The organism is Breoghania sp. L-A4, assembly GCF_003432385.1.
Lineage (GTDB): Bacteria > Pseudomonadota > Alphaproteobacteria > Rhizobiales > Stappiaceae > Breoghania.
The window spans coordinates 2,790,005-2,803,097 of record NZ_CP031841.1; the positions used below are offsets into that span (position 1 = coordinate 2,790,005).

General features: G+C 65.2%; 11 protein-coding genes. 4 read left to right on the top strand and 7 right to left on the bottom strand.

Going from position 1 to position 13,093, the window contains the following annotated elements:
* Positions 1-134 precede the first annotated feature (134 nt).
* Together D1F64_RS12800 and D1F64_RS12805 are read right to left on the bottom strand one after the other, a co-directional pair.
* A complete protein-coding gene (locus tag D1F64_RS12800; RefSeq protein ID WP_117412756.1) occupies positions 135-2,150 on the bottom strand; it encodes a tripartite tricarboxylate transporter permease in 2,016 nt (671 codons plus the stop codon).
* Between the two features lie 57 nt (positions 2,151-2,207).
* The gene (locus tag D1F64_RS12805; protein WP_117412757.1) at positions 2,208-3,317 is read right to left on the bottom strand and encodes a tricarboxylate transporter; all 1,110 of its coding nucleotides are present in this window, start codon (positions 3,315-3,317) and stop codon (positions 2,208-2,210) included.
* Between the two features lie 100 nt (positions 3,318-3,417).
* Between D1F64_RS12805 and D1F64_RS12810 the strand changes: the two genes are divergently transcribed.
* The 3 genes from D1F64_RS12810 to D1F64_RS12820 all read left to right on the top strand — a co-directional run bounded on the left by D1F64_RS12810 (position 3,418) and on the right by D1F64_RS12820 (position 5,467).
* Positions 3,418-4,116: a response regulator transcription factor gene (locus D1F64_RS12810; RefSeq protein WP_205470464.1), complete on the top strand. Its 699-nt coding sequence runs from the start codon at positions 3,418-3,420 to the stop codon at positions 4,114-4,116.
* The gene (locus D1F64_RS12815) at positions 4,116-4,901 is read left to right on the top strand and encodes a sensor histidine kinase N-terminal domain-containing protein (RefSeq protein WP_117412759.1); all 786 of its coding nucleotides are present in this window, start codon (positions 4,116-4,118) and stop codon (positions 4,899-4,901) included. Before D1F64_RS12810 ends, D1F64_RS12815 begins: the two co-directional genes overlap by 1 nt.
* An 86-nt stretch (positions 4,902-4,987) precedes the next feature.
* Positions 4,988-5,467, top strand: a complete 480-nt coding sequence (locus D1F64_RS12820; RefSeq protein ID WP_117412760.1) for an ATP-binding protein — start codon at positions 4,988-4,990, stop codon at positions 5,465-5,467.
* 75 nt (positions 5,468-5,542) lie between these two features.
* Here the strand turns inward: D1F64_RS12820 and D1F64_RS12825 are convergent, their stop codons facing one another.
* From D1F64_RS12825 to dgcN, 5 genes are all read right to left on the bottom strand, one after another.
* A complete protein-coding gene (locus D1F64_RS12825; protein WP_117412761.1) occupies positions 5,543-7,273 on the bottom strand; it encodes a bifunctional protein-serine/threonine kinase/phosphatase in 1,731 nt (576 codons plus the stop codon).
* A gap of 53 nt (positions 7,274-7,326) precedes the next feature.
* Entirely contained in the window at positions 7,327-8,160 is an 834-nt protein-coding gene (locus D1F64_RS12830) for a formate/nitrite transporter family protein (RefSeq protein ID WP_117412762.1), read from the bottom strand.
* A gap of 413 nt (positions 8,161-8,573) precedes the next feature.
* On the bottom strand, positions 8,574-9,437 hold the full coding sequence (locus D1F64_RS12835) for a D-amino-acid transaminase (RefSeq protein WP_117412763.1): 864 nt from the start codon (positions 9,435-9,437) through the stop codon (positions 8,574-8,576).
* A 73-nt stretch (positions 9,438-9,510) separates the two neighbouring features.
* Positions 9,511-10,476 carry an N-acetyl-D-Glu racemase DgcA gene (dgcA, locus tag D1F64_RS12840; protein ID WP_117412764.1) on the bottom strand — a complete coding sequence of 322 codons (966 nt, stop codon included), beginning with the start codon at positions 10,474-10,476 and terminating at the stop codon, positions 9,511-9,513.
* Positions 10,477-10,533: 57 nt separating this feature from the next.
* Positions 10,534-11,535 (bottom strand): N-acetyltransferase DgcN, encoded by a 1,002-nt coding sequence (dgcN, locus tag D1F64_RS12845; protein WP_117412765.1) that lies wholly within the window; start codon positions 11,533-11,535, stop codon positions 10,534-10,536.
* Between the two features lie 289 nt (positions 11,536-11,824).
* Between dgcN and D1F64_RS12850 the strand changes: the two genes are divergently transcribed.
* Positions 11,825-12,781: an IS481 family transposase gene (locus D1F64_RS12850; RefSeq protein WP_117411175.1), complete on the top strand. Its 957-nt coding sequence runs from the start codon at positions 11,825-11,827 to the stop codon at positions 12,779-12,781.
* Positions 12,782-13,093: the final 312 nt, after the last annotated feature.

Sequence of the window (13,093 nt, forward strand, 5' to 3'; positions counted from 1 at the left end):
TCCGCCGCGCCACCGCTCGGCCGTGCGCGAACGCCGCTCCGGTCGCATTGATATCGTATCGCTCATGGCCACGGCGCCGCGTCAGACCCGGCAGACGGCGGTCCCGCGACATCTGTCGCGGGACCGCGTGCGCATCAGACCAGCGGCCACGGCAGCCGGACGAACTCCTGCAACAGGCCCGGCGGAAAGTCCCGGTGCAGCGTGTCGGCGAGGAAGCAGATCGCCGCGATGCCCGCCGCCGACATGACCAGCGTCCTCACCCAGCCCAACCCGCCGCGGATACGGAAGAAGGCAACCATGAAGATGGCCAGCGCCAGAATGAACCCCAGCAGCGAGGACAGCACAAGCAGGCCGGCGAACCAGCCCAGGGTCACCCACAGGCCGTGCGGCGCATGAAAATCCTCGCCCGCGGCCTCGCGATCGGCGAAGACAAGGTCGTCCTCGGGTGCGCGCATCATGCGCACCAGAAGCGCCAGCAGCGCGATGATCCCGACCGTCGCGACCGTCATCGGGAAGATCTTGTCCGACACCAGGCTGATCCGCGCCGCGTCGATCCAGGCGACCGACGTGTAGGCGAGCATCGCCAGCAGGAAGATCAGCGGCGCGCGCTTCTGCCCTGAATGGACGTCGCCCTCGGACATGATCTGCTTTGCCTGCCGCAACCCGATGATCACCGAGACGATGGTGACCAGCGCGATGCCGATGACGATCGGCGAGGCCACGTATTCCAGCCCCTGCGCCATGCCGAGGCGGAACTTGAAGCTGGCGATCTGATGCGCGTTGTTGGCGAAGTTCTCCACCTGGTCCGACAGCACGAAACCGATCAGGAAGGCGGGACGCGACCAGTCGAAGCGGCGCAGGAAGATGCCGAGCACGCCGATCGAGAACAGCGACACCAGATCGCCCAGCGACTGGCCCGACTGGAACGCGGCAAACGCGATCATCATGAACAGATAGGGCGCCAGCAGCGTGAACCGGATGGTCGTCAGCTTGGCGATGCCGCCCGACAACGCAATGCACAGGCCGGCACCCACGACATTGGCCAGAGCGAGCGACCAGACGATCGTATAGGTGACGTCCAGATTGTTCTGGATCAGTTGCGGTCCGGCATCGATGCCGAGCAGCGCCAGGCCGCCGATGAACACCGCCATGGAGCCCGATCCGGGAATACCGAAGATCAGTGTGGGAACGAGCCCGCCGCCTTCCTTGGCGTTGTTGGAGCTTTCCGGTCCGATCACACCGCGCACGTCGCCGGATCCGAACCGGGATTTGTCCTTGGCGGTCTGCACCGTGTGGCCATAGGCGATCCAGTCGACGACAGAACCACCGAGACCCGGGATCACGCCGACGATCACGCCGATGATGGAACAGCGGATCGACAGCCAGATGTTCTGCCACCAGTCGCGCACGCCCTGCGTCCAGCCGGCGCCCAGCTTCGCGTCCCTGGCGATCGATTGATCGTGCCGCAAGAGGCCGATGATTTCCGGCACCGCGAAAATGCCAAGGCCGACGACCACCAGCTTGATACCGTCGATCAGGTAGGGAACGTCATAGGTCGACATGCGCAGGGAACCGCCCGCGCCCGCCTCACCGATCGAGCCGACCAGCAGCCCGAGACACGCCGCGCCAAGCCCCTTCAGCGGCAACCGGCCCGCCATGACGGCGACCATGCTGAGGCCGAGAACCGTCACCATCAGCATTTCCGGCGTGCCGAAGGCGAGCACCAGGGGGCGCGCGATCAGAATGAAGAATGTCAGCACCGAGGCGCCAAGCAGGCCGCCGAACAGCGACGACGCGAAAGCAGCGGACAGGGCCCGGGCCGCCTCGCCCTTCCGCGCCATGGGAAAGCCGTCCAGCACAGTCGCCTGGCTGGCGGATGATCCCGGGATGCCCATCAGCACAGAGGCGAAGGTGTCGGACGTGGGCACGACCGCGATCAATCCCACCATCAGCGCCAGACCAGAAACCGGATCCATGCCGAACATGAAGGGCAGCACCAGGGAAAGGCCCGCGATCCCGCCCAAACCGGGAAACACCCCGACCGAAAGCCCCAGAACGACGCCAAGGACGAGATACATGATCTGCTGCGGCTGCAGGATGAGCGAAAACGCTTCGCCAAGCGCAGGCAGCGCTGTAGCAAGAATGTCCATGTTATTGCTTTCGAAGGAAGCAGTCCCCGCGCGTCATGACGCGCGGGGACGAAAGGATTACTTCAGCGTGACGCCGTAAGTGTCTTCCAGCCACTTGACCACGTAGGCCTTGGCTTCGGCGTTGACCACGGTGCCGAGCTTCAGCGTCCTGTCCGCCTTCTTACCGGTCACCTGCGGATACACACCCAGGGTCGCTTCGCTCATCTTCGGGAAGTCCGGACGGGCGATGATCGCGTCAAACGCGGCCGTGTAGGTTTCCATCGCCTCTTCGGTCGCGCCCTTGGGCAGGAACACCATCTTCTGCGCCGGGAAGCCGGCGGTAAAGAACGCCTTCCAGGCATCCCAGGCTTCGCCCTCGGTCTTGCACGCGGGCGTCGCTTCGCAGACTTCCTTGAAGGACGGAATGTCGGGGAAGGTCGGATCGCGGACGATGTTGCCGTCGTCGTCAAGCGCGCCCCAGCTCATCATCGGCACGGCCTGACCGGATTCCACCAGCGGCACAACGCCCTTGAGATAGGCGGCGGAGGTCTGGTAGTCGATGTTGGCTTCGCCGCGCTCGAACATCAGCCGGCCGTCGCCGCGGCCCTTGATGCCGAAGATCGGCTCAACCGACATGCCGAGCATCTGCCAGGCGAGAAGCGGCACGAGATCGAGACGCGTGGCGCCCTGGCTGCCCCAGATGAAGTTGATGCCGGCCAGACCCGATGCGTCGAGCCCATTCATCTTCTTGGCAATCTCAGGCGGCAGGAAGGCGACGCCGCCCGTGCCCGAGGCCAGCACGACGTTCCAATCGCCGTACTCATAACGCACGCGCGGATCACCGAGCAGATACGGGAACTGCGTGGAGCCGGAGGATCCGAAGATCACCGTGCCCTGCGTCTCCTCGAACGTCTGCTTCTGGAACCAGTTGGCGCCCTTGGTGGAACCGGCGCCCGGCATGTATTTCACGACAACCGTCGGGTTGCCCGGCAATGCTTCGCTGAGCAGCGGCGCGTAGAAGTTGGCCCACTTGGCGGATCCGCCGGACTCCGAGAACGGGATCACGAATTCGACGGTCTTGCCGGAAAGATCGAGGCCCTCGGCATACGTCGCGGATGCGGTGGTGAGTGACGCCGCGATGACGGCAGCGCCCATTGCAGCCCTGCGGGCCGCCTGTGTAACGGTCATGGTATTCCTCCCTATGTGCGGCCGGTTCTCCGGACTGGCCGCTCCTCAACCGAGCGAACTTTCTTCGCTTGATGCATGAACCCTAAGCTGCGAAGCTTGCGTGAAACTGACAACGGGTGATCTTTTGCGCATTCTCATCGTCGAAGACAATGACAGCGTCGCCAAAGGCATCGCCTACCGGCTCGAAGACCGTGGTCATGCAACCGACATTGTACATGACGGCCTTGCCGCCGACGAATTTTTGCGCGGCGACGGCAACGACATCATCATTCTCGACATCAACTTGCCGCGTCTCGACGGCTTGAGCATCTTGCGCAATCTGCGCGCCAGAGGCGACCAGCGGCCTGTGCTGTTGCTGACCGCAAACGCCGACGTCGGCGCGCGGGTCGACGGGCTCGACGCCGGTGCCGACGACTATCTTCCCAAACCCTTCGACATGGATGAACTGGAAGCCCGCATCCGCGCCCTGTCGCGCCGCCAGACCCAGCAGCTGCGCACCGTGCTGCGCGCCGGGCCCCTGGTGTTCGATGTCCAGACCCGGCAGGTCTTCGCCAACGACGAGGCGCTGGAGATACCGCGGCGCGAGCTGGCCGTGATGGAGCTTCTGATGGCGGCGCAGGACCGCGTGGTGTCCAAGACGCGGCTGCACGAACAGGTTTACGGCACAGGCTCGGACTTCGAGGACAGCGCGATCGAGGCGCACATCTCGCGGTTGCGCAAGCGCATCAAGCCCTACGGCATCGATATCCGCGCGCAACGCGGCCTGGGATACCGCCTTTCCGAGGCGCAACCTGCGTGATGTCCGGCTCCCTGCGGCTGCGGCTGTTCGCAATCATCCTCGCGCCGCTGCTCGTCATCTCGATCGGTATCGGCATCTGGCGCGTCAGCGAGGCGAAGGAAACCGCCCGCGGCCTCTACGACAAGAGCCTGCTGTTCACCGCGCTTGCCGTCTCGCGCGACGTGGCGCTCCTGGACGGCGACGCGATTTCCGCTGAGACCGAGAAGCTGTTGGGTGCGACCGCGGGCGGCCCCGTGCGCTACCATGTCTATGCGCCCGACGGCGTCTTCGTCACAGGCTATGCGACCCCTCCGATCCCCGTGAGCAGCGTCTCCGACCAGAACGAGGCCTTCGCCTATTTCGATGCTGTGGACAAGGGCCGCGACGTGCGCGTCCTGCGCCTCAAATACGTGACGCAGATCGCCGGGTTCTCGGGATCCTTCACCTTCACCGTTTGGCAGGACGCCGCCGTGCGCCGGGAGTTTGCCCGCGTCCTGGCCATCCGCGCCTTCGCGAGCATCGCGGCGCTGATCGGCACGGCCGCCTTTCTGGTGTGGTTCGGCGTGAACCTGGGCCTCAAGCCGCTCTTCGATCTGGAAGAAGCAGTGTCGCGCCGCAACCCCGAGGATCTCAGTCCGATCCAGCGCACCGTACCGGTGGAAACCCAGGGGCTCGTCCAGCGCCTCAACCGGTTGTTCGCCCAGGTCACCAACTCCATGGAGGCGCAGGCCGCCTTCATTTCCGACGCCTCCCATCAGTTGCGCAACCCGATCGCCGGCGTCCGCGCGCTGGGGAGTCGATCCTAACGGCCAAAACCCTCAAGGCTGCCAAGGAGCGCGCCGCTGATCTCGTCGTCGCCGCCGCCAGAACCGGCGAATTGGCCGAAAACCTGATGACCCTGGAGCGCGCCCGCGCCGCCTCGCACAGCGCGCCGGTCGACATGGTCAATCTCGACGACATGCTTTCGGAGGTGGTCTCCAGATCGACCTGCGGCAGGGCCCCGGTCACCTTCCATCGCACGGAGGTCCCGCAGCGGATCGCCGCCGACGAGACCATGCTGCGCGAGGCCGTGAAGAACCTGATCGACAACGCCTGCGTGCATGGCGGCGAACGGCTGACGCGGATCGACATCCACCTCACCGGCACCGCCCGGCAGGCGAGGATCACCGTTTCCGACGATGGCGACGGGGTCGATCCGGCCGACTTTCCGAAAATCCTGGCCCGCTTCGGTCAGGCCGATCCCGGCCAGGGCAGCGGCCTCGGCCTATCGATCACCGAGGCGATCGCGGAGCGGCACGGCGGCAAACTGATCCTCAACAAGGTCGCCCGGGGCTTCTCCGCGTCCCTGGTCCTACCCAAGCGGCGCGCCTGAGCGCCCCGCCACCGGGCGCACCAGCGCCGCGCGACTCTTCCGATTCCATTGAAACGATCCGCAAGCCCGCGCCGCTCACGATCCGCCGCGCGCAAGCAGAAACACGATCACGCAGACCAACACGGCCGACAGCGCCTGCCAGAAGACCAGCGGATTGCGCTCCGCGAGCGGCACGCGGGCGTTCCCGGCAAACGCCGGGTTGGGCGTGCGCAGGTCGAACTCGAATTCCGACAGCGCCTCGTAACGCTTGTAGGGATCGGGGTGCACCGCCTTGCGCAAGGCTCCATCGATCCACGGCGGCAAATCAGGACGGGACTCCAGCGCGGGAGCATAGCGCAGCTTGCGCTGCTGGGCGCGGGTGCGCGTGCGCGCCACCTGCGCGCCATAGGGCAGTTTTCCGGTCAGCATCTGATAGGCGATGACGCCAAGCGAGAAGATGTCGGAGCGCGGCGTGCCGGGCTCGCCGACAAAATACTCGGGCGCGGTGTATTGCACGGTGCCGAGAATATCCTCACGCGCCCCGCGCGGCTCCGCCTCGACCACACCGGCCACCTTGGTGGAGCCGAAATCGATGATCTTCACCGTGCCGTCGCGGTCGATCATGATGTTTTCGGGCCGCAGGTCCTGGTGCACCATCTCCATGCGATGGAAGGCCCGCAGGCCCTTGGCGATCTGCTCCACGATCCCGCGAACAATCTCAAGATCCGGGCGCGGGTGATCGGCCATCCATTGGCCCAGGGTCTGGCCGTCGACGTATTCGGTGACGAGATAGAATGAGCTGCGCGGCCGCTTCTGCGGATGGTTTTTCAGCACATGCGCGCTGCTGATGCGCCGCCCGATCCACTCCTCCAGCATGAACCGCTTGAGATAGGAGGCGTCCTCGCGCAGATCGATCGAGGGGATCTTGATGACGGCGTGCGACCCGTCGGCGCTGTCCTGCGCCAGATAGATGTGACTGCGGCTGCTGGCGTGCAGGGAGCGCACGATCCGGTAGCCGTCGAAATCCTGACGGGCTTCGAGAAGCGGCGGCGCGGGCAGCGACACCGCCTGCCCCATGATGTCCGCCGCATCGCCCGCCGGCAGACAATCCACGCGCACGATCTGCACGGTCAGATTGTCGTCGCTGCCACGATCGAGCGCGGCCTGCGCGATTGTCCTTGCCGCGGCATCCAGGTCTCCGGCATGCGCGGCGACGGCGCCCGTCACCACGGCCGCATCGACGTGCTCGCAAACCCCGTCGGTCGCCAGCATGAACACGTCGCCAACTCCAAGCGGCACCGCGCGGTAGTCGATCTCCACGTCCGGCGCGCTGCCCAGCGCCCGGCCCAGATAGGATTGCTGTGACGAGAGCACCACCGTGTGATCGGTGGTCAGTTGCTCCATGCCGCGGCCGGACAGCCGGTAGATGCGGCTGTCGCCCACATGAAACAGATGCGCCGTCGTTACCTTCAGCACCATCGCGCTGAACGTGCAGACATAGCCCTTGTCCATGTCGTAGGCGTGCTGGCTGTGCCTGGTCTGCGCGTACAGCCAGGAATTAGTCGCCGCGATGACGCTCTGCGCCGCGGTCCTCACCGTCCAGGAATCGGAGGTGCAATAATAGTCGGTGAGAAAGCTCTTGATGGCGGATTCCGCGGCGATGCCGCTCACGGCGCTGCTGGAAATGCCGTCGGCGACGGTGATCGCGATGCCCTTCAGCCCGAGCGCCGGCGGCTCAGGAATGAGCGCGCCGTGAAAGTCCTGGTTGATCTCCTTGCGGCCCCTGTCGGAGTATTGCCCGATCGAGACCGCCAAGCCGCTGTGCATGAACTGTCCTTGATCCGGAGCCCCGCCGACCCGGCGAGGCTCCCCTCGTCACGTTATTCCGCCGGCGCCAGCCGGCCGCCGACCGGACGCGTGGCCGCGGTCTTGTAGTGGGTGGAATAGAGCGTCAGGCCGACGAAGGCGATGCCGCCGACGAGATTGCCCACCACGGTCGGGATCTCGTTCCACAGAAGATAATCCATGATCGAGAAGTTGCCGCCCAGCAGCAGGCCCGAGGGGAACAGGAACATGTTCACGATGGAATGCTCGAAGCCCATGTAGAAGAACAGCATGATCGGCATCCACATGGCGATTACCTTGCCCGACACGGACGTCGACATCATCGCCGCGACAACGCCGGTCGACACCATCCAGTTGCACAGCACGCCGCGAATGAACAGCGTCAGCATGCCGGCCGCGCCGTGCGCCGCGTAGCCCACCGTCCGGCCCTCGCCGATGTGCCCGATGGCGACGCCGACCTTGTTGGGCTCGGTGTCGAAGCCGAAGGTGAAGATGATCGCCATCATCACGGCCACGGTGAAGGCGCCGCCGAAGTTGCCCGCGAAGACCAGGCTCCAGTTGCGCCACAACCCGGCCATGGTCACGCCCGGGCGCTTGTCGATCAGCGCCAGCGGAACCAGCGTCATGACACCGGTGAGCAGGTCGAAGCCGAGGAGATACAAAAGACAGAAGCCGACGGGAAACAGGATGGCGCCCGCCAGCGGCTGACCGGTCTGAACGTTGATGGTAATGGCGAAGGCGGCCGCCAGCGCCAGGATGGCGCCCGCCATGAAGGCGCGGATCAGGGTGTCGCGGGTCGACATGAAGACCTTTGCCTCGCCGGCATCGATCATTTTGGCGACGAATTCGGATGGTGCGAGATAAGCCATCGGCTGTTCCTTCAGTTAAGCGTCTACTGGGTGTTCCTCGCGGCCTGCCTGTCGACATGAGCCGCCGTTTGAGCGGATTTCCTCGCGACCGGATACGCGCCCTGCCCAAGTGAGCGCGCAAGAAAGCGCTGAGCGTTCCAGCCGCTTGTCGAGACAAAGCGGTTGGAATGCACAGCGCCGTTGCTGCCAGAATCTTGAAAATGGAAATCCACGCCGTTGTGGACCGGATCATCGTCCGCATCGCGCCTGCGAGACGCTGAACGATCCGAGCAGCCTCAGTCTTGGGGCTTTCCCCGCGATGCACAAGAACTAATCTTGTGCATCCGGCGCCCAACAAACAGGCAGACGCGGTCCCCAGGCGCGACGGCATGATCCGCCCTACAACGCGAGCGCACCGTGCGGGGTGAACGGTATCAGATCGCCGTCTTGAGGCTTTCGTCGAGGTAGATTTCACGCAGTTTCGCCGCCACCGGACCGGGCGTGCCGGTTCCCACTGGCGCGCCGTCGATCTCCACCACCGGCAGCACGAAGGCGGAGGCGGAAGTGATAAAGGCCTCGTCCGCGGCCTTCGCCTCCTCCAGCGTGAAGGCGCGTTCCTCGACCTTCATCTGCGCGCTGCGGGCAAACCGCAGCACGGCGGCGCGGGTGATGCCGTGCAGGATGTCGCTCGACAGATGACGGGTGATGATCACCCCGTCCTTGACGATATGCGCGTTGTTCGAGGTGCCTTCGGTGACCAGCCCGTCCTCGACCAGCCAGGCGTCGTCGCAGCCGGCTTTCTTGGCCATCATCTTGCCCATGGACGGATAGAGCAGCTGCACCGTCTTGATGTCGCGCCGGCCCCAGCGGATGTCGTCGATGGAAATCACCTTCAGCCCGCGCTTGGCGGCAGGGTTGTCGATCAGATAGGGCAGCGACTGGGTGAACATCACCAGGCTGGAGGGCGTCTTGGCCGGATCAGGGAAGGAGAAATCCCGGTCGCCCGGCGCGCCGCGGGTGACCTGCAGATAGATCAGCCCCTCATCGAGCCCGTTGCGGCTCACCAGCTCGCGGTGGATCTGCAAAAGGTTCTCGGCGTTGAGCGGCGGCGCCATCTCCAGCTCGCCCAGCGAGCGCGTCAGCCGCGCGGCGTGACCATGGAAATCGATCAGCTTGCCGCCGAGCACCGTGGTCACCTCGTAGACCCCGTCGGCCATCAGGAAACCCCGGTCGAAGATCGAGACCATGGCTTGGTCCTCGGGCACATACTGGCCGTTCACATAAACAATTCGGCTCATCGGGAGCGGTTCTCCGGGTTGGAGCAAGGATGCGCGATCAAGCGTCGCGGTTTAAGGGAGTATCGGCCGCCGCTCAACCCCACAGGGCGGCAACCGGCGGCGACACGCCCTCGGCGCCATAGGCCAGCGGAATCTCGCGATCCTCGGCCAGAAGCAGCGGCCCGTCCAGATCGACGACCTCCGCGCCTTGGGCCAGAAGCACCGCCGGTGCCATGGCCAGCGAGGACCCGACCATGCAGCCGATCATCACGCCGTAGCCTTCCTCGCGCGCCTGTTCGCGCAGGGCCAGCGCTTCGGTCAGCCCGCCGGTCTTGTCGAGCTTGATGTTGACCATGTCGTATTTGCCCTTGAGACCGGGCAGCGAGCCGCGATCATGGCAGGACTCATCGGCGCAGACCGGCACCGGCCGGGCGATCTCGCGCAACGCGTCGTCCTTGCCTGCCGGCAGCGGCTGCTCCACCAGATCGACGCCCAGCCGCTGCAGATGCGGCACCAGGTCCTGATAGACCTCCGCCGACCAGCCCTCGTTGGCGTCGATGACGATGCGCGAGTCCGGCGCGCCCTCGCGCACGGCCTCCAGCCGGGGCATGTCCTCGGGCGTGCCGAGCTTGATCTTCAGAAGCGGCCGGAAGGCGTGCTTGCGGGCGGCGGCGCGCATGTTGTCCGGCGTGTCCAGTGACAGGGTGAAGGCGGTGATCACCGGGCGTGGCGCTGCGAGCCCCGCCAGCTCCCAGACGCGCTTGCCGGCACGTTTCGCCTCCAGATCCCACAGCGCGCAATCCACCGCGTTGCGCGCGGCCCCCGCCGGCAGCATCTCCAGAAGCGCCTGCCGGTCGAACGGCTGCGTCAGCCCCTCGATCTCGGCGGTGACGCTGTCCAGCGTCTCATTGTAGCGCGCGTAGGGCACGCACTCGCCCCAGCCTGAGGCTCCACCGTCCTCGACACGCACCGTCAGCACCTCGGCCTGGGTGCGCGAGCCGCGCGAAATCGTGAACACTTCGGCCAGGCGAAAGACGTCCCGGGAAACGGTGATCTTCATGGACTCTCCAATCCGCCCGCGCGGTGCGGGGGCGGCACAAACGTGTGCCTCACGGTGTCAGATCGCGGCCAGCGCGTCCACCAGACGGGCCGCGCCCTCGCGGAACGGATCCACCGTCGGCAGTCCCAGACGCGCCTCGATCTCGTCGAGACAGGCACGCGCCGCCGCGTCATCGAGATGCTGCGTGTTGACCGAGACGCCGACCACCTGGCAGGCGGGATTGGCGACACGGGCCAGCGCCAGGCCTGTGTCGCGCACCTGCTCCAGGCTCGGCAACTGGTAGTCGGGCAGCCCGCGCATGTGTGCGCGCGTCGGCTCATGGCACAGGATCAGCGCGTCCGGCTGTCCGCCGTGCACCAGCGCCAGGGTCACCCCGGAATAGGAGACGTGGAACAGGCTCCCCTGCCCCTCGATCAGATCCCAGTGATCCGCGTCGTTGTCCGGCGTCAGCCACTCGATGGACCCGGCCATGAAATCGGCAATCACCGCGTCGAGCGGCACACCGTCGCCGGTAATCAGAATACCGGTCTGGCCGGTGGCGCGGAAGGTCGCCTTCATGTCGCGGGCGCGCATCTCCGCGTCCATGGCCAGCGCGGTGTACATCTTGCCCACGGAACAGTCCGTGCCGATGGCCAGGCACCGCTTGCCGCTGCGCTTGACGCCGTTGGCGATCGGATATTTGACCGACGGGATGCGCACGTCGTGCAGCGTGCGTCCCAGCTCCTTGGCCTTGGCGACCAGGTCCGCTTCGTGTGCCAGCAGGCTGTGCAGGCCCGAGGCAATATCGAAGCCCTGCTCGAGAGCCGCGTGCAGCACGCTCTTCCAGCTCTCGGAGATCACGCCGCCGCGGTTGGCGACGCCGATCACCAGCGTCCGCGCGCCGGCCTCATAGGCCTGCGCCAGATCCATGTCCGGCAGCTTCATGTCGGCCTTGCAGCCATCCATGCGGAACTGCCCAAGCGCATATTCGGGACGCCAGTCCTTGATGCCCTGCGCCACCTTCGCGGCCAGTTGGTCCGGCGCATCGCCCAGAAACAGCAAATAGGGGGTCTCGATCATCGCGCAATACTCGTCTTGCTGGACAGTCTCTGCCCGGCTGGGCCGGACGTTTGCACCGCGACGCGGTCCGAGGGGAGGAATCGGACGCGTCGGTCGCCGTGTGCGGGATGAAGCGGACGATAACCGAAAACATCCCGGCCATCGCGCGCGATTTTTATGCAGCCCTGCGGGCGCGGCGAGATGACGCCCCCGCATTGGGCTCTAGGTGTGAGCTTTCAACAGGTTGTCCATTCGGACCTGACCGAGGAGACTGGAGTTACCACGCTTCAGCACGCATCGGAGGGTCCGAATGAACATCCACAAGAATGCCCGCCTGACACCGTTGCGTCGAGGGGAGATGGCCCAAGCGGTCATTGAAGGTCGTCTTTCCCGGGCCCAGGCGGCGCGGGTCTATGGCGTGTCGGCCAAGATCGTTGCCCGGTGGGCCGAACGCTACAGGGCGGAAGGCCCGGCCGGCATGGTCGACCGCTCCTCTCGGCCAGGCCGGATGCCCAGCGCAACCGATCCGCTCCTCTGTGAACGCATCATCGCCCTGCGCCGTCAGCGCTGGACAGGTAAGCACATCGCTCGGGAGGTCGGCGTGTCACCGGCCACCGTCAGCCGGGCGCTGCGGCGGGCAGGCCTCTCCCGGCTCAAGGACCTCGATCCGGCCGAACCGGTGCGCCGCTATGAACGCCAGCATCCGGGCGAGTTGATCCACATCGACATCAAGAAACTCGGTCGGTTCGACCGCGTCGGCCACCGCATCACCGGCGATCGCACCGGCCAGTCCAACAGCCGCGGTGTCGGCTGGGAGTTTGTCCATGTCTGCATCGACGATGCCTCGCGCATCGCCTTCAGCCAGATCTTGCCCGACGAGAAGAAACACAGTGCGGTCGCTTTCCTGCGCGCCGCGCTCGCCTATTACGAGAGCCTGGGCGTCACCGTCACCCGCGTCATGACCGACAATGGCGCCTGCTACAAATCGAAAGCCTTCGCAAAAGCCTGCCGCGATCTCGGCCTCAAGCACATCCGCACCCGACCCTACACGCCCAAGACAAACGGCAAGGCCGAACGCTTCATACAGACCGCGTTGCGGGAATGGGCCTATGCCATCGCCTACCCAACGTCACGCCATCGCGCAGCCGAACTGCCGATCTGGCTACACCGCTACAATTGGCACCGGCCACATGGCAGCCTAAAATCCAAAACACCGATCAGTCGACTCGATCTAACCGAGGACAACCTCTTGAGGCTCCACATCTAGAGCGTTTCCTTGTTAAATGGAATCAATTCTGTTGGTCCAAACCGGTTCGATCCGCGAGGAAACGGGCGAACGGCGTAGCCCATGCTACGGCGGAGGCCGTTGACGCGGCGGACGGCCGGTTTCGACCAACCCTTTGGGCGGGATGAATTTTCCCGATTATCGGCGAGGCCCGTCTCGGCCATATTTGCGATATGCCCTTCGCCAATCCTCTTGATCCTCGACAAAATTCATCTCCGCAGAATGGTTCCATTTAACAAGGAAACGCTCTAGGTCACATACTCATTAACGGGATTCCCTTGGCGCGAGGGTTCT

Coding starts and splice junctions, on each gene's coding strand:
- dgcA (WP_117412764.1), bottom strand. CDS start 10,476: ATGAAGATCACCGTTTCCCGGGACGTCTTTCGCCTGGCCGAAGTGTTC.
- D1F64_RS12805 (WP_117412757.1), bottom strand. CDS start 3,317: ATGACCGTTACACAGGCGGCCCGCAGGGCTGCAATGGGCGCTGCCGTC.
- D1F64_RS12800 (WP_117412756.1), bottom strand. CDS start 2,150: ATGGACATTCTTGCTACAGCGCTGCCTGCGCTTGGCGAAGCGTTTTCG.
- D1F64_RS12825 (WP_117412761.1), bottom strand. CDS start 7,273: ATGCACAGCGGCTTGGCGGTCTCGATCGGGCAATACTCCGACAGGGGC.
- D1F64_RS12820 (WP_117412760.1), top strand. CDS start 4,988: ATGACCCTGGAGCGCGCCCGCGCCGCCTCGCACAGCGCGCCGGTCGAC.
- dgcN (WP_117412765.1), bottom strand. CDS start 11,535: ATGATCGAGACCCCCTATTTGCTGTTTCTGGGCGATGCGCCGGACCAA.
- D1F64_RS12850 (WP_117411175.1), top strand. CDS start 11,825: ATGAACATCCACAAGAATGCCCGCCTGACACCGTTGCGTCGAGGGGAG.
- D1F64_RS12815 (WP_117412759.1), top strand. CDS start 4,116: ATGTCCGGCTCCCTGCGGCTGCGGCTGTTCGCAATCATCCTCGCGCCG.
- D1F64_RS12830 (WP_117412762.1), bottom strand. CDS start 8,160: ATGGCTTATCTCGCACCATCCGAATTCGTCGCCAAAATGATCGATGCC.
- D1F64_RS12835 (WP_117412763.1), bottom strand. CDS start 9,437: ATGAGCCGAATTGTTTATGTGAACGGCCAGTATGTGCCCGAGGACCAA.